Below are 21,695 nucleotides of genomic sequence, written 5' to 3' on the forward strand. Positions count from 1 at the left end.
CTGCGGGCCGGGCTCCGGCACGCTTCGGGCACCAGGCTCGGCTCCGTATTCCTCGACGGTGCCGGCGGTCACGTCCCGACGGGGCATTCCGACTCACCACCGCCAGATGGACGGTGGCTCACGGTTGCGGGTCAGTGCCGGAATTGCACCGGCTTCCCCCCGTACGGGCATGATGACGACTCGCACACTCTACCGGCAGGTACTCCGCGTGAAGCCGGGGTGCGAGCGGCCTCACACGCCGACCTCACACTGCCGCGTACGCCACCGGCTCCGTCCCCGGCACCGCCTCCGCGCGCCCCAGCTTCACGAGCCGTCGCAGGTGCGCCTCCGCCTCGCTGACGGCGATGTTCCGGGAGCCGTAGGGGATCTGCTCCCACGGCCGGTTCCACTCCATCCGCTCGGCGAGCTGCCACGGTGTCAGTGGCGTCGCAAGGAGTCCGAGGAGTCCGGTCAGCCGCTCCTCGTGGTGGTCGAGCAGTTCCCGTACGCGCCCGGCGGCGTCGGTGAAGGCGTGCTGGTGGGCCGGGAGCACCTCGGCGACGCCCAGCCGGCCGATCCGCTCCAGGGAGTCGAGGTAGTCGCCGAGGGGATCGGTGACGGTCGCGTCGTCAGGGTCCTCGTACAGGCCGATGTGCGGGCTGATCCCGGGCAGCAGGTGGTCGCCGGAGAAGAGCCGGCCGCGGCCGGGCAGGTTCGCCGGGTGCTCCTCCTCCAGGTGCAGGCAGACGTGCCCGGGGGTGTGACCGGGCGTCCAGATGCCGCGCAGCCGCCGCCCCGCGAGGTCGAGCAGTTCGCCGGGGACGATCTCCCGGTCGGGCAGGGCGGAGCGCAGCCCGGGCAGGGTCCGCATCCGCCCGCCGGCGGCGCGGGCCGCGAGCAGGGGCGCGGTGTGCTCCTCGGGCGCGCCGACGGCGGCCAGCTTGCGCGCGAGGTAGTCGAGCCACTCGCCCGGCTCGGACGAGCGGGTACGCCGGACGACGGCGGCGTCGGCGGCGTGCATGGCGATCCAGGCCCCGGACTCCTCCCGGACCCGCTCCGAGAGGCCGTGGTGGTCGGGGTGGTGGTGGGTGATGACGACGCCGTGGATCTCGGGCACGGACGTGCCGAGCTCCGCGAGCCCGCCGGTGAGTTCGTCCCAGGAGGCGGGGTCGTCCCAGCCGGTGTCGATCAGGACGGGGCCGCGGTCCGTGTCGAGGAGATGGACGAGCGTGTGGCCGAGCGGATTGTCGGGGATCGGCACCCGGATGGACCAGACGCCGCCGCCATGCTCGGTCACTCGGGTCATGATCCCTCATCTCCACGTACCAGTACGGCCATTGCTCACTATAACTAGAACTGATATCAGTTCTGAAACAGCGTCAGAACCGACACCGCGTCGACGCCGAAGTCGCCGGTCCACGGGAGGCAATCAGCCATGACCGAGCTTGTGGAGCACGGAAAGCTGTTCATCGGCGGGGAGTTGACCGACCCGCTCGGCTCCGGCGTCATCGACGTGATCTCGCCCCACACCGAGCAGGTCATCGGGCGGGTGCCGCACGCCTCGGAGGCGGACGTCGACAAGGCCGTCGCGGTCGCCCGCCGGGCGTTCGACGAGGGTCCCTGGCCGCGGATGTCGCTGGAGGAGCGGATCGCGGTCGTCACCCGGATCAAGGACGCGATCGCCGTCCGGTACGACGAGATCGGCAAACTCATCAGCGCGCAGAACGGCTCCCCGTACTCGTGGAGCATCATGGCGCAGGCGCTCGGCGCGATGATGGTCTGGGACGCGGCCATCAACGTCGCCCGCGGCTACCGGTACGAGGAGCGGCGGGCCGGCGCGCTGGGGCCGATCCTCGTCCGGCAGGAGCCGGTCGGCGTGGTCGCCGCCGTCGTGCCCTGGAACGTCCCGCAGTTCACCGCGGCCGCCAAGCTCGGACCGGCGCTGCTGGCCGGCTGCACGGCGATCCTCAAGCCGTCGCCGGAGTCGCCGCTCGACGCGTACCTGCTCGCCGAGATCGCGACCGAGGCCGGGCTGCCGGAGGGTGTGCTGTCGATCCTGCCCGCGGACCGGGAGGTCAGTGAGTACCTGGTCGGCCACCCCGGCATCGACAAGGTCTCCTTCACCGGCTCGGTCGCGGCCGGCAAGCGCGTCATGGAGGTCGCCTCGCGCAACCTCACCCGGGTCACCCTCGAACTCGGCGGCAAGTCCGCCGCGGTGGTGCTCCCGGACGCCGACCTCGAGACCGCGGTCGCCGGCATCGTCCCGGCCGCCTGGATGAACAACGGCCAGGCGTGCGTCGCGCAGACCCGGATCCTCGTCCCGCGCAGCCGGTACGACGAGATCTCCGAGGCGTTCGCGGCCGCGGCCGGCGCCCTGGTGGTCGGCGACCCGCTCGACCCGGCGACGCAGGTCGGCCCGCTGGTCGCGCAGCGTCAGCAGCAGCGTTCGCTCGACTACATCCGGATCGGCCAGGACGAGGGCGCGAAGGTCCTCACCGGCGGCGGCCGCCCGGCCGGCCTGGAGCGCGGCTGGTACGTGGAGCCGACGCTGTTCGGCGGGGTCGACAACTCCATGCGGATCGCCCGCGAGGAGATCTTCGGCCCGGTCATCTGCCTGCTGCCGTACGGCGACGAGGCCGAGGCGCTGCGGATCGCGAACGACTCCGACTACGGCCTCAGCGGCAGTGTGTGGACCGCGGACGTCGAGCACGGCATCGACTTCGGCCGCAGGGTGCGCACCGGCACCTTCAACGTCAACACCTTCAGCCTCGACATGCTCGGACCGTTCGGCGGCTTCAAGAACTCCGGTGTGGGGCGGGAGTTCGGGCCGGAGGGACTGGCCGCGTACCTGGAGCACAAGATGATCCACCTGCCGGGCGGGTACGAGGGACCGGAGGAGGCGTGATGGGAGACCGCTGGCACGTCGAGGTGGACCGGAGGGTCTGCATCGGCTCCGGGATGTGCGTGAACCACGCGCCGAAGGGCTTCCGGCTCGACGGGGCCCGCCAGTCGCACCCGCAGGTGCCCGAGGCGGACGCCGACGAGCAGGTGCTCGCGGCGGCGGAGGGCTGTCCCGTGGAGGCCATCACCATCACCCTCCTGGACGGCGGGGAGTCGGTGTTCCCGCCCGAGGAGTGACGCAGCGGTGACGAAGGAGTGACCGGGGAGTCGTTCACGCGTGCAAAACTTCTGCCTTGATCACGGGGGCAACAGGCCCGCGTGCACCCAGGATTGGGAGAGTCGTGCGCAAGGCGATGGTGGCGGCTGCGGCCGCCGGTGTGATGCTGCTGGTCGCGGGCTGCGGTACCGAGGGCGGTGCGGACAAGGGCGGTTCGTCCACGACGGGCGGGTCGTCCTCGGCCGGCACCGGCGGCGGTTCGGAGGCGGGCGGCGAGAAGCTGACGGCCGACGCGGTGAAGAAGGAGATCGAGACCGCGGCGACCGGCGCCGGTTTCGCGCAGGACGCCACCGGCGACCCGGTGCCGGCCGAGCTGAAGGACTGCATGGTGTCGTGGACGGCGGATGCCGAGAAGGCCGCCGATCCGAAGAAGTCCTACACGGACACCGTCACGGCGCTGACCGGGGGCGGCTGGACAGAGGGCCAGAGCCTCGACAAGAGCGGCTCGACGATCAAGACCCTGGCCAAGAGCAACTGGCAGCTGAAGGCGAGCAACCACAGCATGGGCATGCTGAAGATGGTCATGTTCGTCGGCACCGACACCGGCCCGGAGTGCGCGGCGCTGTTCAAGGCGGACCTGGAGAAGAACAAGAAGTAGGGCGGGACGTCCTGGCGCCGAGACGCTCAGTCGTGCCGGGGGCCGGGATCGGTCCCCGGCGACGTCAGGTCGATCAGCCGGCACACGGTCTCGATGTCGATCTTCACCTGCGCGATCGACGCCCGGCCGGACAGCCAGGTGATCAGTGCCGAGTGCCAGGTGTGCTCGATCACCCGGACCGCGGAGAGCTGTTGCGGGGTCGGGTGGTCGAGCCCCATCGCGTCCAGGATGATCTTGGTGGTCTGCCGCGACACCGTGTCCACCTCGGGGCTCACGCTCCGGTCCGCGAAGGTCAGCGCCCGCACCATCGCGTCCGCCAGGTGCGGTTCGCGCTGGAGCGCGCGGAACGCCCGCATCAGCGTCTCGGCGACCCGCTGCGCCGCGTCGTCGCCCGCCGGGGGCCGCTTGCGCAGGGTGGTGTGCAGGCCCTCCAGCTGGTCCTGCATCGTCGCGACCAGCAGGTGGATCTTGGAAGGGAAGTAGCGGTACAGCGTGCCGAGCGCGACCCCGGCCGCGTCGGCGACCTCGCGCATCTGTACGGCGTCGAAGCCGCCCCGGCTCGCCAGCTGGGCACTGGCGTGGAGGATGCGGCGGCGGCGGGCCTCCTGGCGTTCCGTCAGGGGCGGCGACGCTGGTCTGTCTTCCGCGGTCATGGGTCCCGTTCCGTGGCGTTGGTTCGCGCCAGTATGGCGGGGCGTCGCGCCGTGGCGCGAATCACCTGCTCCGGCTCTCACAGTGGCGCTACCTGCCGGTAGATTCGATGCTTCTTGAAGGATCAAGAACGATCAAGTCTGTAACTTGTTCTAGATTAGCGCGAGCGGTTACGCTCCCGCGAAACGCAAGCCGAACAGGGGGCCGCCAGTGACCGCCGAGGCCGTAGAGGCAGGCCCCCTCGCGGGTGCCCATGACGGTGACCGTCCGTTGCGGATCGCTCTCCTCACGTACAAGGGGAACCCGTTCTGTGGTGGTCAGGGCGTCTACGTCCGGCACATCTCACGCGAGCTGGCCCGGCTCGGCCACAGCGTCGAGGTCATCGGCTCGCAGCCGTACCCGGTTCTGGACGAGGGCGAGGACCTCGCCGGCCTCCGGCTGACCGAGCTGGCCAGCCTCGACCTGTACCGGCAGCCCGACCCCTTCCGCACGCCGAAGCGCGAGGAGTACCGGGACTGGGTCGACGCGCTCGAGGTCGCGACGATGTGGACCGGCGGGTTCCCCGAGCCGCTCACCTTCTCCCTGCGGGCGCGGCGGCTGCTCGCCGCGCGCCGCGGTGCGTTCGACGTCGTGCACGACAACCAGACGCTCGGGTACGGACTGCTCGGCGGGCCTTCGGCCATCGGCGCGCCGCTCGTCACCACGATCCACCACCCGATCACCGTCGACCGGCAGCTGGAGCTGGACGCCGCCGACGGCTGGAAGCGGCGCGCGTCGGTCCGCCGCTGGTACGCGTTCACACGGATGCAGAAGCGGGTCGCCCGCCGGCTGCCGTCCGTGCTGACCGTCTCCGGCTCCTCCGAGCAGGAGATCGTCGAGCACCTCGGCGTACGGCCGGAGCGGATCCGCGTCGTGCACATCGGCGCGGACACCGATCTGTGGTCGCCCGACCCGTCGGTCGCGGAGGTGCCCGGCCGGATCGTCACCACGTCCAGCGCGGACGTCCCGCTCAAGGGCCTGATCCATCTCGTCGAGGCGCTCGCGAAGCTGCGCACCGAGAACCCGGCCGCGCACCTCGTCGTCGTCGGCAAGCGCGCCGAGGACGGGCCGGTCGCCCAGGCGATCGAGCGGTACGGGCTGGAGGACGCGGTCCGGTTCGTGAAGGGCATCTCGGACGCGGAGCTGGTCGACCTCGTGCGGTCGGCGCAGGTGTCGTGCGTGCCGTCGCTGTACGAGGGGTTCTCGTTGCCGGCCGCGGAGGCGATGGCGACCGGGACGGCGCTCGTCGCCACGACCGGTGGGGCGATTCCGGAGGTCGCCGGGCCCGACGGGGAGACGTGCCTCGCGGTGCCGCCCGGCGACGCGGGGGCGCTTGCCGCGGCGCTTGGGCGGATGCTCGGTGACGGTGAGCTGCGCGCTCGGCTCGGTTCGGCCGGCCGGGCCCGCGTGCTCGAACGGTTCACCTGGGCGCGGGCCGCCCAGGGGACCGCGGAGCTGTACCGCGAGGCCATCGCCCGGCAAGGCGCCGGGGTGCGCCGGTGACGCCTCGCCGCCGTCGCCGGGTGCGGCCCGGTGGTCGGTTTGTGCCCACCCTCCCCCAAGCTCTCGGCTCCGCTCGAGCAGGGGGTGCCCCCATCGCCCTGCGGAACGCCTGCCCACAAACCACTGGCGGGCCCCCCGCCACAACCCTCGTAACCAGTGAAAGCAGGACGTCCTCGTGCTGACCGTCGACTTCACCCGATTTCCGCTTGCTCCCGGCGACCGTGTGCTCGACCTGGGCTGCGGCGCGGGCCGGCATGCCTTCGAGTGCTACCGGCGCGGCGCCCAGGTGGTGGCCCTCGACCAGAACGGCGAGGAGATCCGCGAGGTCGCCAAGTGGTTCGCGGCCATGAAGGAGGCCGGCGAGGCGCCGGCCGGTGCGACCGCCACCGCGATGGAGGGCGACGCGCTCAACCTGCCGTTCCCGGACGAGTCCTTCGACGTCGTGATCATCTCCGAGGTCATGGAGCACATCCCGGACGACAAGGGCGTCCTCGCCGAGATGGTCCGGGTCCTCCGCCCCGGCGGCCGGATCGCGATCACCGTCCCGCGCTACGGCCCCGAGAAGGTCTGCTGGGCGCTGTCGGACGAGTACCACGAGGTCGAGGGCGGCCACATCCGCATCTACAAGGCGGACGAGCTGCTCGGCAAGATCCGCCAGGCCGGCCTGCGGCCGTACGGCAGTCACCACGCGCACGCCCTGCACTCGCCGTACTGGTGGCTGAAGTGCGCGTTCGGCGTGGACAACGACAAGGCGCTGCCGGTCCGCGCGTACCACAAGCTCCTGGTCTGGGACATCATGAAGAAGCCCGCCCTGACCCGGGTCACCGAGCAACTGCTCAACCCGGTCGTCGGCAAGAGCTTCGTGGTCTACGCGACCAAGCCGCACCTGCCCAAGGCCGACGCGTGACCTCTCCCGAGCGGATCGCCGAGCATCTCGTCCTGCCCGGCGTCCTCACCGCCGAGCAGGCCGCCGAGACCGTCGCCGGGATACTCGCCGTCCAGCGCGAGGACGGCGCGATCCCGTGGTTCCGCGGTCACCACCTCGACCCCTGGGACCACACCGAGGCCGCCATGGCGCTGGACACGGCCGGCGAGCACGCCGCCGCGGCCCGCGCCTACGAGTGGCTGGCCCGGCACCAGAACGCCGACGGCTCCTGGTACGCGGCCTACCACGACGGCGACCCGGACGACGTCACGGACCGGGGCCGCGAGTCCAACTTCGTCGCGTACCTCGCCGTCGGCGTCTGGCACCACTACCTCGCCACCGGCGACGACGGCTTCCTCGACCGGATGTGGCCGGCCGTCTACGCCTCGACCGAGTTCGTGCTCGCCCTCCAGCAGCCCGGCGGACAGATCGGCTGGAAGCGCGAGGCCGACGGCACGCCCGTCACCGACGCGCTGCTGACCGGCAGTTCCTCCATCCACCAGGCGCTGCGCTGCGCCCTCGCGATCGCCGAGGCGCGCGAGGAGCCGCAGCCGGACTGGGAGCTCGCCACCGGGGCGCTCGGGCACGCGATCCGGCAGCACCCCCAGCGGTTCCTCGACAAGTCCCGCTACTCCATGGACTGGTACTACCCGGTCCTCGGCGGTGCGGTGACCGGCCCGCAGGCCAAGGCGCGCATCGACGCGCACTGGGACGACTTCGTGGTCCCCGGCCTCGGGGTCCGCTGCGTGCTGCCCAACCCCTGGGTCACCGGCGGCGAGAGCTGCGAACTCGCGCTCACGCTCTGGGCGATGGGGGAGTCCGACCGGGCCCTGGAGATCCTGCAGTCCATCCAGCACCTGCGCGCCGAGGGCGGCATGTACTGGACGGGGTACGTGTTCGAGGGCGACCGCGCGGTCTGGCCCGAGGAGCTCACCACCTGGACCGCCGGCTCCCTGCTGCTCGCGGTCGCGGCGCTCGGCGGCGACGAGGCGACGGTGGCGGTTTTCGGCGGGGACAGGCTGCCCCGCGGCCTGGAGCCGGACTGCTGCTGAGCCGTCACATTCGCGCTCTGAACCGTCACATTCGAGCTCTAATATGTGCGCGTTCATGAGTGGCATGAACATGCGCATGTTGCGGGAGAACAGAGTCAGTGGACCGTCAAGGTTCTGTCAGTGGTAGATCCACGGCCCCGGCCGAGGAGTTGGCGGGCGAACTGCTCGCCCTGAAGAAGGCGTCCGGGCTGAGCTTCGCCCAGCTCGGCGAGAGGACCCACTACGCGAAGTCGTCGTGGGAGCGGTGGGTCAACGGGAAGCAGTTCCCGCCGCGGGCCGCCGTGGAGGGCATCGCCCGGGCCTGCGAGCAGGACCCGGCGGCGCTGCTCGCCCTCTGGGACCGGGCGGAGGGGGAGCGGACGTCGGAGGGCGAGGCCGGCGAAGACGCCCAGGACGCGGCCGACGTGGCGGTCGAGCCCGTGCGGCCCGGGCGCCGCCGGGCCCTGTGGCTCTCGGTCGTGCTCGGAGTCCTCCTGGCGGCGGGCGCCGTTGTCGTCGCCTACACCGCCTTCGCGTCCGACGACGAGAAGCCGCGGACCCCGAAGCCGGCCGTGAAGGTCGCGGGCCCGGCTACCGGCTGCACCGGAACCGGGTGCGAGGGCCGGGACCCGAAGAAGATGAACTGCGGTGCCGACGCGGTCACCGTACGCACCGGCTCGATCCCCAAGGACCTGGTGATCGAGCTCCGTTACAGCAAGGCGTGCCAGGCGGCGTGGGGACGGATCTCCTTCGCGCAGATCGGCGCCACCGTCGTCGTCAACAACTCCGACGGCGCCGCGCAGGCCGATGTCGTGCACTACGACCGGGACGTCTACACGCCGCTGATCGCGGCCCCCGACGACGGCTCGGTGTGGGTCTGCGCGGCCCTGCCGAAGGTCGGCGACAAGGAAGGACCGCGCAGCTGCACGGGCCGGTTCATCCCTAGCGAGGAGAAGTAGGGCCCAGGACCTCGCGAGAGGTCTTGTCCTGACGGGCGAGCAACGCCGTCCAGTCCTTGGTGACGGCCGGGTTCCGGTCGAGCCACCGCTGCTGGACGGCGGCGAGCCGTGTGTAGGCGGTGTCCAGGTAGCCGGTGTCGTGCTTGCAGCTCAGGTCCGCGTTGAGGACGGGATTGCCCCGCCGGGCCTGGTCGTCACGGAGTGACATCAGAAGCTGTTGCGGGTCGCGCTGCCCGGCGAACCCGTGGCGCTTCATGCACTGTTGCCAGCGCGTGGTCGCGCTCTTGAAGGATGTGTCCTTCTCCAGGTCGGCCCGCGCCTGCTCCTGTGCCTCGAAGAGCATGATCCGCACCTGGAGCCAGCGCATCCGGCCGTCGCCGAGGATCCGCGTCTCGGCCTCGGCGAGACATCCGTTGCCGGGCCGGGACACCTTCATGCCCTGCACGCCCTTGGCCGTGACGCGCTTGTCCTTGTCGCCGAACAGCGCCTTCCCGTACGCCGCGGTGGTCTCCGGGCTGCCGGGCTTCGGCGGCTTCTCGGCCACCGGCGGGGCGGCGCGGGGCGGCAAGGAGGACTCCAGGCCGAACAGCTGCGGCCGCTGGTCCTCGCCGGCCGTCCCCTTGTGCGCGACGGGGGCGTAGTGGAATCCGCGCTCGGCCATGCAGGCGATGGCGACCTGCCGCTGGGCCTCGGCGCTTCGCTCGTGGGTGTCCGTCCAGGTGAAGAGGCGGTCGGTGATCGGTGGCAGCGCGTGCAGCCGTGAGGTGGCGGCGACGGGCCGCTGGGGAGGCCGCGGTTCGCCCGACGAGGACAGCATGGTGCCGCCGACGACGGCCGCTCCGCCGACGAGAGCGACGGCGACTGCGAGCGCGGCGCGGCGCGGGCGCGTGGTCCCGGACATGGTGGCGTCCGCCTTTCTCTGGATCCTGGACAGCGGGTGGGGCCCGGAACACCCCCGTGGCGCCGGGCCCCGATCGATTGCTTCGTCGATCAGAAGCAGTGGATGGTCGTCGACGGGCGGAGCTTCATGGAGCTGGCCTGGTCCTCCTGCGTGAAGTCGGCCAGGTCGGCGCCCCACGCCTCACTGCCGGGGTTGACGCAGAACAGCAGCCCGCCGGCGTAGCCCGGGTCGCGGTACAGGTGGGTCTCGTAGCCGCCGGTGCTGGCGTTGCTGACGGACGACACGTTGTCGTCCACGGTCTGGCCGTAGCCGCCGGTGCCGGGGTTCGTGTTGAAGGTGTCGTTCCGGAAGTCGGCGTCGCTGTTGTAGTAGTCGTGCGAGGCGCTGTCGCCGATGTAGCCGCCCCAGTAGAGGCAGTGGTACCCCGGGTCGCACATGTAGTCCGCCGCGGCCGGGCCGGCGGTGGCGATGCCGCCGCCCACGAGGAGCGCGGTCGCGCCGACGAGGGCCGCGGCCCGCTTGCGGAGGGCAGTGCTCTTGCTCATCCTCTGATCCACCTTCTTGTCGTGTGCGACCCGACGGGTCGCGCGCGCAGACAGGCTGACACCCGTCGCACCGCTGTGTATTGGACAAAAACGCACCGCGCGGAGCCGCCCGTTCAGCCGGCCAGCCACGCGCTCGCCTCGCCCCTCGCCGCCAGGAAGCGGCCGGGCGGCATGCTCGTCATCGCCGTGAACTCGCGGCTGAGATGGGCCTGGTCGTAGAACCCGCAGGCGACCGCGACGTCGGTGGCCGTGGCGCCCGTGTCCAGCAGCCGGATCGCGCGGTTCAGCCGCAGGATGCGGGCCAGCCGCTTCGGGGTGAGGCCGATCTGTTCCCGGAAGCGGTTCTCCAGGTGCCGCAGGCTCCAGCCGGTCCTGGCGGCCAGCTCCCCGATCGGCAGGGCACCTCCCGTCCGGTCGAGCAGCCGCCACGCCTCCAGGACGGCGGGGGACGGCTCGTGGGACGGTTCGGCCTGGGCCGTCCAGCGCAGCAGGGCCTCGTCGAGCAGCGCGAACCGCTCCCGCCACCCCGGGGCCGCCTCAAGGGCCGCGCCGAGGTCCCGCACCCGGCCGCCCAGGACGTCGGCCGGATCGGTGACCGTGTCCGCGAGCTCCCCGAGGGAGGCGCCGAGGAGGCGGTACGCCGCCCAGGGCGCGAGGGACAGCTCCACCCCGTGGAGGTCGCCCTGATGTCCGAGCACCCGGGCCCGGGTGTGCAGACCGGACACCACCGAGGTGTGCACCGGCGCCGGCGCCGGCGTCCCCGACGCCCTGCGGCCCGTCCGGCCGAGCCGCATCTCGCCGCCGAACCCGATGAGCAGCGACACCCTCCCGCTCGGCACCACCAGCCGCTCCTGCGGCAGGCCCGCCGTCGACCGGAATCCGCGGTACGCGCCGATGCCCGACCGGAGTCGGGCATCGGGCTTCGCGATGAACCACTGGCAGCCACCGGCTGCGCACACACGACGTCTCACGCTCGCCCCCCTCGGCCCGGAACCGTCCCGGGCCGTCGTTCACGATCACTCTCGGAGGGAGTCGGACGGCGGGCCAGAGACGTCGGCGTCCCAGGGACGGAGAGGGATGTCCCAGGCCCCTGACCTGCGGTGACGCCAACAACGAGGGACGCGCGAACGGGGTGTGGAACCCGTTCGGAGTCGCCCGGGTGGCGCAACGGTGGGGGCGGGGCGAGGCTGACGCCACAGCTCCCAGGGAGGTTCCGCCGTGCCCCGTTCCGCCCCGATACGCCGCTCCGCCGCCGCGCTGCTCCTGTCCGGCACCCTGCTGGTGACGACGACCGCGTGCGGGGGTGACGACGACCCGGCGGCGAGCGCCGCGGCGACGCCCAGCGCCTCGTTCGAGCAGCAGAAGCTGGCCAAGACCCGGTTCGTCGCCAACGCGGGCCTGGCGGCCGGCGCGACCTACCAGTGGATCGTCAAGCCGTACCGGGCGGGCAAGTTCAAGAAGGGCGCGGACGGCCAGAAGTTCGCGGTGGTGAAGGCGGGCCTGGCCGGCGCGTTCGCGTACAACCGGCTCAAGGCGGCGGTGAACAACGCCAAGGGCGACGCCCTGCTCTCCAAGGCCGTCGCCCCGCTCACCGCGGGCATCGAGTCGCTGAAGGACCTCGGCACGAAGCTCCGCACGGGCGAGGCGACCGAGGCGGACGTCGGCTCGCTCGAAGGCGTCATCAACAACGTGAAGGACGCCGGGAAGAGCGCGGGCGCCCCGGTGACCGACAAGGTGCCGAGCCTCGCCCAACTCGGCGGCTGAGGCAGGGCGTCAGGCGTTCAGCTCCGCCAGCACCCGCAGCGTCGTCAGGTCCGGGGCCGTGACCAGCAGGTCGGTGACCGGGCCCGCGCGCCAGGCCGCGAGGCGTTCGGCGATCCGCTCGCGCGGGCCGACCAGGGCGATCTCGTCGGCGAAGGCGTCCGGTACGGCAAGGACGGCCTCCTCGCGGCGGTCGGCCGCGAACAGCTCCTGGATGCGCCGGGCCTCGGCCTCGTAGCCCATGCGACCCATCAGGTCCGCGTGGAAGTTGCGGGCCGCGTGACCCATGCCACCGATGTAGAAGCCGAGCATCGCCTTGACCGGCAGCAGGCCCTCGGCGACGTCGTCGCAGACCTGTGCCCGGACCATGGGCGCCACGAGGAAGTCCTCGGGGAACGCGGCGACGCCGTACACGTCCGCGTACCGTGTCGGCGACCAGTACAGCGGCAGCCAGCCGTCGGCGATCTTCAGCGTCTGGGCGACGTTCTTCGGGCCCTCCGCGCCGAGCAGGACCGGCAGGTCCGCCCGCAGCGGGTGGGTGATCGGCCTGAGCGGCTTGCCGAGGCCGGTGCCGTCCTCGCCCGCGTACGGGTGGGAGTGGAAGCGCCCGTCGAGCGCCACCGGCCCCTCGCGCCGCAGTACCTGCTTGATCACGTCCACGTACTCGCGGGTCGCGGTCAGCGGGGAGCGCGGGAACGGCCGGCCGTACCAGCCCTCGACCACCTGCGGGCCGGACAGGCCGAGGCCGAGCATCATCCGTCCGCCGGAGAGGTGGTCGAGCGTCAGCGCGTGCATGGCGGTGGCGGTGGGCGTACGGGCGGCCATCTGCGCGACGGCCGTACCGAGCCGGATGCGGGAGGTGTGCGCGGCGATCCAGGTGAGGGCGGTGAAGGCGTCCGAGCCCCACGCCTCGGCCGTCCACACCGAGTCGTAGCCCAGCCGCTCGGCCTCGCGGGCGAGTTCGAGGTGCGCGGGGGAGGGGCCGCGGCCCCAGTAGCCGAGGGCGAGTCCGAGTCGCATGGCCGGCAGCCTTTCTGACGGACTGTCAGTTCCGCTCGGACTGTACGCCAACGGCCCCCCGCCCGGAAGGGCGAGGGGCCGTCGGTGAGGAGCGGGCGGGATCAGCCGTGCTGGATGCCCGTGGTGTCCTGGAGGACGCCGCGACGCCCGTCCTGGGTCTGCGCCACCAGCGCGTCACCGCGCTTGTCGACCGCCAGGTACCAGGTACCCGGGGCCAGTTCGGCGATCGGCGCCTGCGAGCCGTCCTCCGCGTACAGCGGGCGGGCGACCGGGACGGCGAACCAGAACGGCGCGAAGTCGGCGGCCGGCTGCGGCTGGGCGCCGTGCTGCTGCTCCGGCGCACCCGGCTGCGGCTGACCCTGCTGGGCGCCGAAGGGCTGGCCCTGCTGGGCGTGCGGGTCGCCCGGCTGACCCGGCTGGGCGCCGTACGGCTGGTGCTGCTGCGCGCCCGGGTAGCCGTAGCCGCCCTGGACACCCGGCTGACCGGGGTGGCCCTGCTGGCCCGGCTGCATGCCGTACGGCTGCGGGGCCTGCGGCTTCGGCGCGGTCACCAGCGGCGCCTTGAGCGCGGGCACCAGCGGGGCGGCGACAGCGGCACCGGCCAGCGCCAGGGCGGCGATGGTGCCGAGGATGAGACCGGCGCCGACGTTGGTGGACTCGAAGATCCACATCAGCAGGTTCCAGGCCGCCGCCACGGCGAACGCGGCACCGACCTGGGCCAGGTCCAGACCCGCGACCTTGCGGGGCTGCGGCAGGCCGTGCGACACGACCACGAGGGCGCCGCCGGCGATACCCAGGAAGAAGGCGCCCCAGCCGAGCTGGGAGATCTCCCAGGAGAACGTCGAGGGCACCCGGTCGCAGATGCTGGCCGCGGCGTTACAGCTGGAGACATCCAGGAACGAGGCGATGAACAGCAGGACCGCTGCTCCGATCACCACGCCGTCGCCTCGGGTGAGCGCACGGATATTCACGTGAAAGAGTCCTTCGTCGGGTCGTCTCGTCGGGGTGGCGCAAGGCACGGGGGCGGCACCGTCGTACGGACGAATCTATCGTCCCGTGGGGGCTACCCCTTCAGGTAGGTCCCGATGCCGTCCGCGATTCCCCGCGCCGCTTTCTGGCGCCATGCCGCATTCGAGAGCAACGCGGCATCCTTCGGATCACGCATATTGCCGCATTCCAGGAAGACCTTGGGAACGGTCGAGAGATTCAGCCCGCCGAGGTCCGAGCGGATGTCCAACCCGGTGCCGGAACCAATGTAGTTGGCCGGCGACGTGCCGGTGGCGCTCGCGAAGTGTGTGGCGATGCGCTCGCCGAGGGTACGCGACGGCCCCACGATCTTCGAGGTGTCCGCGGCCCCCGACTGGACGAGGGCGGGCAGGATCACGTGGAAACCCCGGTGTCCCGCGGCCGAACCGTCCGCGTGCACCGACACCACGGCGTCGGCCTTCGCGGCGTTGCCGAGGCGGGCGCGCTCGTCGATGCACGGCCCGAAGGGCCGGTCGGCGTCGTGGGTGAGGACGACCGTCGCACCCTGCGCCTTGAGGAGATCCCGCAGACGGTGTGAAACATCCAGGGTGAATGCGGCTTCCGTGTAGTTGTCCGCGGTGGAGGTACCCGTGGTGTCGCATTCCTTGGGATGGGTCCCGATATCGACCTTCTTGTTGATATCGGCGGTGTGTTGGAAATTACCCGGATTGTGCCCCGGGTCGACGACGACGGTCCGGCCGGCGAGAGGCAGCGCGGCGCGGGCGGCGCCGGGCGCCGGCGCGGACGCGGCCGGGTTCACCCCGCTCTTCGCGTCGGGACCCTTCGCTGTGGGGCTCTTCGTCGTGGGGCTCTTCGCGGCGGCCCGGGGTGCGGCGCCGGAGCCGCTGCCGCACCCGGCGAGCGCGGCGCAGGCGGCGGCGGACAGCGTGACGGCGAGGATCTTCCGGTGGTGGGGCACCCCGCGACTCTACGGCGCGGGGCCGTCAGTTGTTCGAGCCCCGCCGCGACAGACCGGACATTCGGCCGCGCGGCAGGCGGCGGGCGACGGGCCCGGATCCGCTCAGATCCCCGCGCCCACGCGGCGCAGCACGCGGAGCGAGTCGGTGACCGAGATCTCCTCGAACGCCCCCGACTCGATGGCCCGGCAGTAGATCCGGTACGGGGCCTGGCCGCCGTCCTCCGGGTTCGGGAACACGTCGTGCACGACCAGCAGACCTCCCTCGGCGACCTTGGGGGCCCAGCCCTCGTAGTCGTTCGTGGCGTGCTCGTCGGTGTGCCCGCCGTCGATGAACACGAAGCCGAGTTCGCCCGCCCACACCTTCGCCACCTGCGGCGAGCGGCCGACGACGGCGATCACGTGGTCCTCCAGACCCGCCTTGCGCAGCGTGCGGCGGAACGTCGGCAGCGTGTCCATCAGTCCGACCTCCGGGTCCACGACCGTCGGGTCGTGGTACTCCCACCCCGGCTGCTGCTCCTCGCTGCCCCGGTGGTGGTCCACCGTCACCGCCATCACCCCGGCCTCCCGCGCCACGTCCGCCAGCAGGATCGTCGACCGGCCGCAGTACGTCCCGACCTCGAGGAGCGGAAGCCCGAGCTTCGCCGCCTCGGCGGCGGCCTCGTACAGCGCCAGCCCCTCCTTGACGGGCATGAAGCCCTTGGCCGACTCGAAGGCGGAAAGGATCTCGGGGGCGGGCATGGGATCTCCTACTGACGGGTACGCGGGTCCGGGCGCCCATCGTGCCCTACGCGTCGCACTCGAACCACACCCTCTTCCCGTCCCCCGCCTCCTCCACCCCCCACCGGTCCGTCACCGCCTCCACCAGCAGCAACCCCCGCCCGCCCTCGTCCAGCGGATCCCCGCCCTTCGCGGCGACCGAGCCGGGCACCCCGTCAGCGACCTCGACCCGCAGCCCGTACGGCTCGCGCAGCACGATCACCGCGCACCGCCGGTCCGGCACGTGCCGCACGACGTTCGCGACGAGCTCGGTGAGCGCGAGCTCGGCGGCGTCGACGAGGTGGGGCAGCCGCCAGTGGACGAGAAAGCTGCGCAGGATGCGGCGCATGTGGCGGGCGGAGTGCTCACCGACGGTGAACCCCATGCGGTAGGTCGCCTCAGTTACGTGATTCATGCCATCAGAGTGCGGTCGGTTGGTTACGCTCGGCTACGGACCGAACCCAACGCCTGCGGGCGTTCGTTTGGGGGTGACCCGCGCGGTGAGCAACATCCGTGACCTGGATCCCAGCGCGTCTCCGCTGGACTACTACGGCTCCGAGTTGAGACGGCTGAGAGAGGAGGCGAACCTCAAGCAGCCGGATCTGGGGCGGCTCGTCTACTGCACGGGTTCTCTGATCGGCCAGATCGAGACGGCGAAGAAGGTCCCGACGCGGGAGTTCTCGGAACGGGTCGACGCGGCGCTGCTGACGGGCGGGGTGTTCAGTCGCTTGGTGGGGCTGGTGCTGCGGAGTCAGCTGCCGGCGTGGTTCCAGGCGTACGCGGAGCTGGAGGCGAAGGCGGCGTACATCTCGACCTACCAGTCGCAGCTGGTCTACGGCCTGTTGCAGACGGAGGCGTACGCGCGGTCGGTACTGGCAACGGGGTTGCCGAAGAGGTTGAGCGATCTCGTCGCGGCACGAATGGAGCGCCAGCGAATCCTGAAGAGGGACCGCCCACCCATGGTCTGGGTCGTGTTGGACGAGGCCGCGCTGCACAGGCCGATCGGCGGCCACGATGTGATGCGTAACCAACTGGAGCGCCTGTTGAGTTACTCGGACCAGCGCTGGGTCCGGGTGCAGGTTCTCCCGTACGAGGCAGGCGAGCACGCCAGCTTGATCGGATCGTTCAACCTGCTCCGGTTCGACGATGACCCTGACGTGGTCTACACGGAGGACGTCATCTCGGGGCACACGACGGCCAATCCTGAGACGGTGCGCGAAGCAACGCTTCGTTACGCTCACTTGCAGGCCTCCGCCCTTTCCGTGGAGGATTCGGCGGAACTGATCTTGCGCGTGATGGAGGAACGTTATGGGGAGCGGCCCGAAGAACGCGCGGTGGCGTAAGTCTTCGTTCAGTGGCAACACCGGCGGCGACTGCATCGAGGTCGCCGACCTCGCCCCCCACGTCGCCGTCCGCGACTCCAAGAACCCCGCCGGCCCCGTCCTCACCCTCGCCCCCGCCGCCTTCGCGGCATTCGTCGAGGCCGCGGCGCAGGACCGGATCGGTCGGTGAGCGACTGGTACGTCCTGGTCGAGGGCGCGCGGTACGACGACTGGGTACTCCTGCGGACCGTCCACGTCGACGGCGACCGCGCGCAGGCCGTCGCGCGCGCCACCGAGCTGACGCGGGCCTGCCGGGACGACGGCAAGGAGTGGCCGGTGGACACCATCCCGCAGGTCGGGCGGCGGGTCTTCCGTACCTCCGAGGCGAGTTGGCTCGTGGAGATCCTGCGTTCGCACTGGCACGACGAGAAGAAGGAGCCGTACACCAGCTCGCGCCTGGTCCGCTTCTCCGTCGCGCAGTTGGAGCACGCCGAGGAGCTCGTCCCCGCCGAACCGCCCGTCAAGAGCCGCCTGCGCCGGGCCCTCGGGCGGGACTAGTAGGACTTGGTCAGGTTGGGGCTGGTGTGGGTATGCCGCGGTGGCAGGTGGGGCATACGCCGGTCCATGTCGCGAGGAGGGTCTGTAGCTCGCGGACGATGCGGTAGAGGCTCAGGCCGGCGTGGTGTCTCGATGCTCGATCACCCGATCTCAGCCGACGCTCTCGCGGAGATGGAGCGATGCGATCGCCCCCTGACCGTCGATGATCTCGTCGCGATCGCCTACGTGCTCAACACGACCCCCGCGGTGCTGCTGTCGCACATCCCTATCGACATGCCGGAACCCGAGGGGCCTTTTGCCACGGGGCTCCCGAGTGACGTCGACCCAACCGAGCTCCGTGCCTGGATCGAGGGGAAGACCACGCTCGACCGCGAGTCGCGGGTGCGCTGGTGGGAAGAGTGGGCTGGCCGCCTCAGGGTCCGGTCAGCACACCACGAGGAACAGCTGCAGGGAGTGTACGCAGAGCTGCGTGAACTCGGCGACCTGGCAGTCCAAGAAGCAGATGCCCCGCCCGTGCAGCGTCTGCAGTGGCGCATCCAGGACGGCGAGCACGCGCTCAACCAGTCCGAAGTCGCACTGGCGTTGACTGAGCATCGACTCGGCAACCTCCGAGAAGACGCCTGACAGACTGAGTCCTGGCCAGTCAAAGTCACCTATTCATAGGCGACTTTGACTGGCTTTCTGTCGTCAGGTGGTACATCCGGTACATCAATCTGCGATAGTGATAGTGGGCTTGTGAATGCCTTCGCAAGTGCTGATGTACGAGAAGAAGGCTCGGAAGCCGGTCAGGTGGTCCTCAAGGGGGCCAGCTTCGGCTCCCGGGCGTGGTCGGGAGGCGGGTCTCGGGGATGCAGTGTGGAACTGTGGAGCCGAGACGCTGGTCCCTGTGAAGATGGCACCGCCTGGACACGCAGGACTGAACAAGATGAAGCGGGGGCGGTTATGACTGAGGATCAGCCTCAGTTACCCGAGCAGCCGACACAGGGCCATGCAACAGCGTCACAGGCCGTGCCGCCGCGACCGCAGGTTCCGCCCGTTGTCACGGCCGAGCAGCGGGCCGCGCGCTGTTCATGCCGGTCACCTCGGCCATAGGCTTCTCGGTCAACTACTTCAGCGACGAGGTCGGCTTCCTGCTCTGCGTCATGCTCGTGGCCATCGCCGCGTTCATCCTGACGATCCTCCTCAACGTGAAGTGGTCCCGCATAACCGCCTGAGTCGTGGCACCGTCGCAGGCTTGATCGACGTGATCGACGGCTTCGGGACCTTGGGCTCCGCCAGCGGCACCCGTTACGCCTCCGTCGGAGCAGGCGTGGTGCTCCTGGCGCTGCTGTCGGTCGTGATGCTGGCTGCTGCCGTCCTCATCCGGTTGCCGTCGCGTCAGGCGTCTGCGATCCCGCAGATGCCACCGACCCAGCCTCCGTAGAGCTGACCCCGACCGACCATCCAGAACGAACGAAGGAAGAACGCCATGAAGACCACCAGGACTGCGCATGCGACGCGGACCAGGATCGCCGTGTCCGCCGTGGCCCTGGCCGGGGGCGCGCTCATGCTCACCGCCTGCGGCGGGAGCAGCGATGCTGCTTCCTCCCGGAGCCCCAGCAGCAGCCAGGCTTCCAGCTTCGACGGTGCCTACATCTCCATCACCGACGGGGAGCGCGGCGGCATCGCAGCCGTCGAAGGCCACAAGATCACGTACATCAACGTCACCGCTGGCGACCAGCAGTGCCAGCTGACAACGAAGGCCCTCGACGACATCAAGCACGGTTCCATCGTCAAGGACGGCAAGACCGACACGGGTCAGTACCAGGTTCTCTCGACCGGCACGATCAACGACAGCCGGACCAGTGTGCTCTGGGACGACGTCAACGGCTCCGACCAGACAGGCACTGACTTGGGATCCGGCTCGATCTCGATGTCGAACAGCATGATCACGCTCGGGTATACCTTCGCCTATTCGATCGACCAGGTCCAGCTCATCCCCGCCGACAGCGACCAGGCGAAGGCCTTGATGGCCAAGGACTGCAACCAGCACAGCTGATTGCCGCACCACCTAGGCAGCACAGAACCCCGTGGACATCATGTCCACGGGGTTCTGTCTTTTCTCTGACACCTACTCCTGGAGCTGCTGCGCCCGGTACTCCTCAATCGTCTCCGGTGGCCGGCCGTACTTGGGCGCGTGCTGCTCGACGAAATCCAGCTCAGCCCACGCTGCCGGCTGCCGGATCCTCGACCGGGCCGCCACGACGAACACCGTGGGACTGATGGCGATGTTGAGCAGACACCACCCGGCCAGCAACGCCGTCAGCACCACAGGCAGACTGTCCTTGATCGCCAGGGTGGCCAGAACGACCAAGCCTGCGCTGCTGGCCAAGAGGCTGGCCACGTACCCCTCGAACGTGCCGGCCAGACGCGCCAGGGTCCTCGGCTCGTTGCGATGCTGCACGGAGCGCACCATCTCGCCGACGAACACCACGGTGGTCACAGCCGCCACAGTGGTCAGTGCCAGTTCACGGATTCCGGTAATCCACCATCGCGCCGAGCGCCACCAGCCACGCGGGAACTCGCCGCGAAGCCTAGTAGGGCTTGGTCAGGTTGGGGCTGGTGTGGGTATGCCGCGGTGGCAGGTGGGGCATACGCCGGTCCATGTCGCGAGGAGGGTGTGTAGCTCGCGGACGATGCGGTAGAGGCTCAGGCCGGCGTGGTGACAGGGAGCCCGTGGCGTGACATCCCTGAACGCTACGGCTTCTGGTCGACCCAAGATCAAAGAGTGGCGGGGTCTGGCCACTGTGACAAGACTCCCGCCAGCTACCTTGCCGGACTCGACTTGCGCGGTGCCGTCATCTGGCTCCGCAGCCTCTGACCCAGATGATCCAAACGTGGAACAGGCCCTAGGCGGAGCGTCAGCGGTGGCCCAGCACGTTGATCACCCGGCCGTTGGGGTCACGGACGAAGAACCGGCGCACGCCCCATTCCTCGTCCTGCAACGGGTGCACGATCTCCGCGCCGCTGGCGCGCAGGGCCTCGTACGCCGCGTCCACATCCTCCACCTCGACACTCAGGTCGGGCGTGACCGGGGCGGTCTTGTCGTCGGCCATGAAACTGATCTGGGCCGCCGGGTTCGACGGGGAGCCCAGGGTCATGATCCAGCCGTGGTTCATGACCTCCTCGAACCCGAGCAGGCCATAGAAGTCCCGGCTCTCCCGCACAGCCGAAGACTGGACATTGGGTACGACACGGCGAACGGCCATCGACTACTCCAAGTGGCAGGACTGAGGCTCTGCACGACTGTATGGCGCACCCGAGGTCTTCCGCCCGGGTGATCCCGGTGGCGTGAGTCCCGCGCTCCCTGGTGTCTGGAGACCATGGAGTGGAAGTACAAGCGCCTTGCGCCACCCAGAGCCGCCGGTGTGGCCGGGGTGGTGTTCGCGATCCTGACGGCCACGGCGATCGTTCTGGTGCGCGTCGCGCTGCCGGGCGGCGCCGACGGGGACGGGGTGACCGTCGACGCCGGGGAGCGGAGCGCCGTGCGGACGGCGCTGGAGCTGGTCCCGTTCGCTGGGATCGCGTTCCTGTGGTTCATGGGGGCGCTGCGGGAGCAGGCGGGCGAGCGCGAGGACAAGTTCCTCTCCACCGTGCTGCTGGGCAGCGGTCTGATCTTCGTCGCGACCCTGTTCGGCGCCGCCGCGGCGGCCTGGACGGTTCTCGACGAGGGCGGGCAGGGCTCGTCCTTCGGCCGTGACGTCGCCTACGCGCTGCTGACCACGTACGCCATGCGGATGGCGGCGGTGTTCGTCATCACCACCTCGAGCATCGGCCGCCGGCTGGGCGCGCTCCCACGTCCGCTCGTCGTCCTCGGCTATCTGGCGGGCCTGACGCTGCTCGTCGTGGGAGCGTCCGTGCCCTGGTCCGAGCTGGTCTTTCCGGCCTGGGTGCTGCTCCTGAGCCTGAACATCCTGTGGGGGCGGCGTCCCGGCACGGCACGGCCCGCCGCCTCGGCCTGATCCGGCCGCACCGCTCACTCGAA

Annotated in this window: 28 protein-coding genes and 1 riboswitch; of the genes, 16 read left to right on the forward strand and 12 right to left on the reverse strand. The window is 70.7% G+C overall.

Translation table 11 applies throughout. The annotated features are described in order from the left end of the window. Positions 1-46 precede the first annotated feature (46 nt). Positions 47-212, reverse strand: a riboswitch (cobalamin riboswitch). Between the two features lie 32 nt (positions 213-244). Continuing rightward, positions 245-1,285, reverse strand: coding sequence for an MBL fold metallo-hydrolase (locus tag R2D22_RS25890; protein ID WP_318107070.1), 1,041 nt, complete (start codon positions 1,283-1,285; stop codon positions 245-247). Positions 1,286-1,414: 129 nt separating this feature from the next. Between R2D22_RS25890 and R2D22_RS25895 the strand changes: the two genes are divergently transcribed. The 3 genes from R2D22_RS25895 to R2D22_RS25905 all read left to right on the forward strand — a co-directional run bounded on the left by R2D22_RS25895 (position 1,415) and on the right by R2D22_RS25905 (position 3,755). After that, positions 1,415-2,884 carry an aldehyde dehydrogenase gene (locus R2D22_RS25895; protein ID WP_318107071.1) on the forward strand — a complete coding sequence of 490 codons (1,470 nt, stop codon included), beginning with the start codon at positions 1,415-1,417 and terminating at the stop codon, positions 2,882-2,884. After that, positions 2,884-3,117 (forward strand): ferredoxin, encoded by a 234-nt coding sequence (locus tag R2D22_RS25900; protein ID WP_318107072.1) that lies wholly within the window; start codon positions 2,884-2,886, stop codon positions 3,115-3,117. Before R2D22_RS25895 ends, R2D22_RS25900 begins: the two co-directional genes overlap by 1 nt. Before the next feature lie 104 nt (positions 3,118-3,221). Beyond that, on the forward strand, positions 3,222-3,755 hold the full coding sequence (locus R2D22_RS25905; RefSeq protein ID WP_318107073.1) for a hypothetical protein: 534 nt from the start codon (positions 3,222-3,224) through the stop codon (positions 3,753-3,755). A 26-nt stretch (positions 3,756-3,781) separates the two neighbouring features. Here R2D22_RS25905 and R2D22_RS25910 read toward each other — a convergent pair whose 3' ends face one another. Beyond that, positions 3,782-4,408: a TetR family transcriptional regulator gene (locus R2D22_RS25910; RefSeq protein ID WP_318107074.1), complete on the reverse strand. Its 627-nt coding sequence runs from the start codon at positions 4,406-4,408 to the stop codon at positions 3,782-3,784. Between the two features lie 208 nt (positions 4,409-4,616). On the opposite strand from R2D22_RS25910, the gene R2D22_RS25915 reads away from it, so the two are divergent. The 4 genes from R2D22_RS25915 to R2D22_RS25930 all read left to right on the forward strand — a co-directional run bounded on the left by R2D22_RS25915 (position 4,617) and on the right by R2D22_RS25930 (position 8,863). After that, positions 4,617-5,948, forward strand: coding sequence for a glycosyltransferase family 4 protein (locus tag R2D22_RS25915; protein WP_318107075.1), 1,332 nt, complete (start codon positions 4,617-4,619; stop codon positions 5,946-5,948). Positions 5,949-6,123: 175 nt separating this feature from the next. Continuing rightward, positions 6,124-6,855, forward strand: coding sequence for a class I SAM-dependent methyltransferase (locus R2D22_RS25920; RefSeq protein WP_318107076.1), 732 nt, complete (start codon positions 6,124-6,126; stop codon positions 6,853-6,855). Beyond that, the gene (locus tag R2D22_RS25925; RefSeq protein ID WP_318107077.1) at positions 6,852-7,925 is read left to right on the forward strand and encodes a prenyltransferase/squalene oxidase repeat-containing protein; all 1,074 of its coding nucleotides are present in this window, start codon (positions 6,852-6,854) and stop codon (positions 7,923-7,925) included. The genes R2D22_RS25920 and R2D22_RS25925 overlap by 4 nt, the downstream gene beginning before the upstream one ends. A 149-nt stretch (positions 7,926-8,074) precedes the next feature. Next, a complete protein-coding gene (locus tag R2D22_RS25930) occupies positions 8,075-8,863 on the forward strand; it encodes a DUF2690 domain-containing protein (protein WP_318107078.1) in 789 nt (262 codons plus the stop codon). On the opposite strand, the gene R2D22_RS25935 is transcribed toward R2D22_RS25930, so the two are convergent. The 3 genes from R2D22_RS25935 to R2D22_RS25945 form a co-directional block, all read right to left on the reverse strand. After that, complete coding sequence (locus R2D22_RS25935; protein WP_318107079.1) at positions 8,847-9,764, reverse strand: hypothetical protein; 918 nt, start codon at positions 9,762-9,764, stop codon at positions 8,847-8,849. The two genes, R2D22_RS25930 and R2D22_RS25935, sit on opposite strands and share 17 nt — an antisense overlap. Before the next feature lie 89 nt (positions 9,765-9,853). Next, positions 9,854-10,309 carry a peptidase inhibitor family I36 protein gene (locus R2D22_RS25940; RefSeq protein ID WP_318107080.1) on the reverse strand — a complete coding sequence of 152 codons (456 nt, stop codon included), beginning with the start codon at positions 10,307-10,309 and terminating at the stop codon, positions 9,854-9,856. 113 nt (positions 10,310-10,422) lie between these two features. Then, on the reverse strand, positions 10,423-11,280 hold the full coding sequence (locus tag R2D22_RS25945; RefSeq protein ID WP_318107081.1) for a helix-turn-helix domain-containing protein: 858 nt from the start codon (positions 11,278-11,280) through the stop codon (positions 10,423-10,425). A gap of 247 nt (positions 11,281-11,527) precedes the next feature. On the opposite strand from R2D22_RS25945, the gene R2D22_RS25950 reads away from it, so the two are divergent. Beyond that, a complete protein-coding gene (locus R2D22_RS25950) occupies positions 11,528-12,073 on the forward strand; it encodes a hypothetical protein (RefSeq protein ID WP_318107082.1) in 546 nt (181 codons plus the stop codon). 9 nt (positions 12,074-12,082) lie between these two features. Here the strand turns inward: R2D22_RS25950 and R2D22_RS25955 are convergent, their stop codons facing one another. The 5 genes from R2D22_RS25955 to R2D22_RS25975 all read right to left on the reverse strand — a co-directional run bounded on the left by R2D22_RS25955 (position 12,083) and on the right by R2D22_RS25975 (position 16,206). Continuing rightward, positions 12,083-13,090, reverse strand: coding sequence for an LLM class F420-dependent oxidoreductase (locus R2D22_RS25955; RefSeq protein WP_318107083.1), 1,008 nt, complete (start codon positions 13,088-13,090; stop codon positions 12,083-12,085). A gap of 101 nt (positions 13,091-13,191) precedes the next feature. Then, entirely contained in the window at positions 13,192-14,061 is an 870-nt protein-coding gene (locus R2D22_RS25960) for a DUF5336 domain-containing protein (protein ID WP_318107084.1), read from the reverse strand. A 92-nt stretch (positions 14,062-14,153) separates the two neighbouring features. Beyond that, positions 14,154-15,035 (reverse strand): N-acetylmuramoyl-L-alanine amidase, encoded by an 882-nt coding sequence (locus R2D22_RS25965; protein ID WP_318107085.1) that lies wholly within the window; start codon positions 15,033-15,035, stop codon positions 14,154-14,156. A gap of 102 nt (positions 15,036-15,137) precedes the next feature. After that, entirely contained in the window at positions 15,138-15,773 is a 636-nt protein-coding gene (locus R2D22_RS25970) for a class I SAM-dependent methyltransferase (protein ID WP_318107086.1), read from the reverse strand. A gap of 46 nt (positions 15,774-15,819) precedes the next feature. Continuing rightward, entirely contained in the window at positions 15,820-16,206 is a 387-nt protein-coding gene (locus tag R2D22_RS25975) for an ATP-binding protein (RefSeq protein ID WP_318107087.1), read from the reverse strand. A gap of 85 nt (positions 16,207-16,291) precedes the next feature. Between R2D22_RS25975 and R2D22_RS25980 the strand changes: the two genes are divergently transcribed. The 7 genes from R2D22_RS25980 to R2D22_RS26010 all read left to right on the forward strand — a co-directional run bounded on the left by R2D22_RS25980 (position 16,292) and on the right by R2D22_RS26010 (position 19,709). Further along, a complete protein-coding gene (locus tag R2D22_RS25980; protein ID WP_318107088.1) occupies positions 16,292-17,134 on the forward strand; it encodes a helix-turn-helix domain-containing protein in 843 nt (280 codons plus the stop codon). Further along, positions 17,100-17,303 (forward strand): DUF397 domain-containing protein, encoded by a 204-nt coding sequence (locus R2D22_RS25985; RefSeq protein ID WP_318107089.1) that lies wholly within the window; start codon positions 17,100-17,102, stop codon positions 17,301-17,303. Before R2D22_RS25980 ends, R2D22_RS25985 begins: the two co-directional genes overlap by 35 nt. Beyond that, positions 17,300-17,671, forward strand: a complete 372-nt coding sequence (locus R2D22_RS25990) for a hypothetical protein (protein WP_318107090.1) — start codon at positions 17,300-17,302, stop codon at positions 17,669-17,671. Before R2D22_RS25985 ends, R2D22_RS25990 begins: the two co-directional genes overlap by 4 nt. Positions 17,672-17,803: 132 nt before the next feature. Continuing rightward, the gene (locus R2D22_RS25995) at positions 17,804-18,295 is read left to right on the forward strand and encodes a DNA-binding protein (RefSeq protein ID WP_318107091.1); all 492 of its coding nucleotides are present in this window, start codon (positions 17,804-17,806) and stop codon (positions 18,293-18,295) included. Positions 18,296-18,741: 446 nt separating this feature from the next. Beyond that, positions 18,742-18,885, forward strand: coding sequence for a hypothetical protein (locus R2D22_RS26000; RefSeq protein ID WP_318107092.1), 144 nt, complete (start codon positions 18,742-18,744; stop codon positions 18,883-18,885). A 20-nt stretch (positions 18,886-18,905) separates the two neighbouring features. Continuing rightward, positions 18,906-19,094, forward strand: coding sequence for a hypothetical protein (locus tag R2D22_RS26005; protein ID WP_318107093.1), 189 nt, complete (start codon positions 18,906-18,908; stop codon positions 19,092-19,094). A gap of 45 nt (positions 19,095-19,139) precedes the next feature. After that, positions 19,140-19,709 carry a hypothetical protein gene (locus R2D22_RS26010; RefSeq protein ID WP_318107094.1) on the forward strand — a complete coding sequence of 190 codons (570 nt, stop codon included), beginning with the start codon at positions 19,140-19,142 and terminating at the stop codon, positions 19,707-19,709. Between the two features lie 72 nt (positions 19,710-19,781). On the opposite strand, the gene R2D22_RS26015 is transcribed toward R2D22_RS26010, so the two are convergent. After that, positions 19,782-20,153 (reverse strand): hypothetical protein, encoded by a 372-nt coding sequence (locus tag R2D22_RS26015; RefSeq protein ID WP_318107095.1) that lies wholly within the window; start codon positions 20,151-20,153, stop codon positions 19,782-19,784. Positions 20,154-20,571: 418 nt separating this feature from the next. Next, positions 20,572-20,919 (reverse strand): VOC family protein, encoded by a 348-nt coding sequence (locus tag R2D22_RS26020; RefSeq protein WP_318107096.1) that lies wholly within the window; start codon positions 20,917-20,919, stop codon positions 20,572-20,574. Between the two features lie 114 nt (positions 20,920-21,033). Between R2D22_RS26020 and R2D22_RS26025 the strand changes: the two genes are divergently transcribed. After that, the gene (locus R2D22_RS26025; protein ID WP_318107097.1) at positions 21,034-21,672 is read left to right on the forward strand and encodes a hypothetical protein; all 639 of its coding nucleotides are present in this window, start codon (positions 21,034-21,036) and stop codon (positions 21,670-21,672) included. Positions 21,673-21,695 lie beyond the last annotated feature (23 nt).

It is taken from the genome of Streptomyces sp. HUAS YS2, from assembly GCF_033343995.1.
GTDB lineage: Bacteria > Actinomycetota > Actinomycetes > Streptomycetales > Streptomycetaceae > Streptomyces > Streptomyces solicathayae.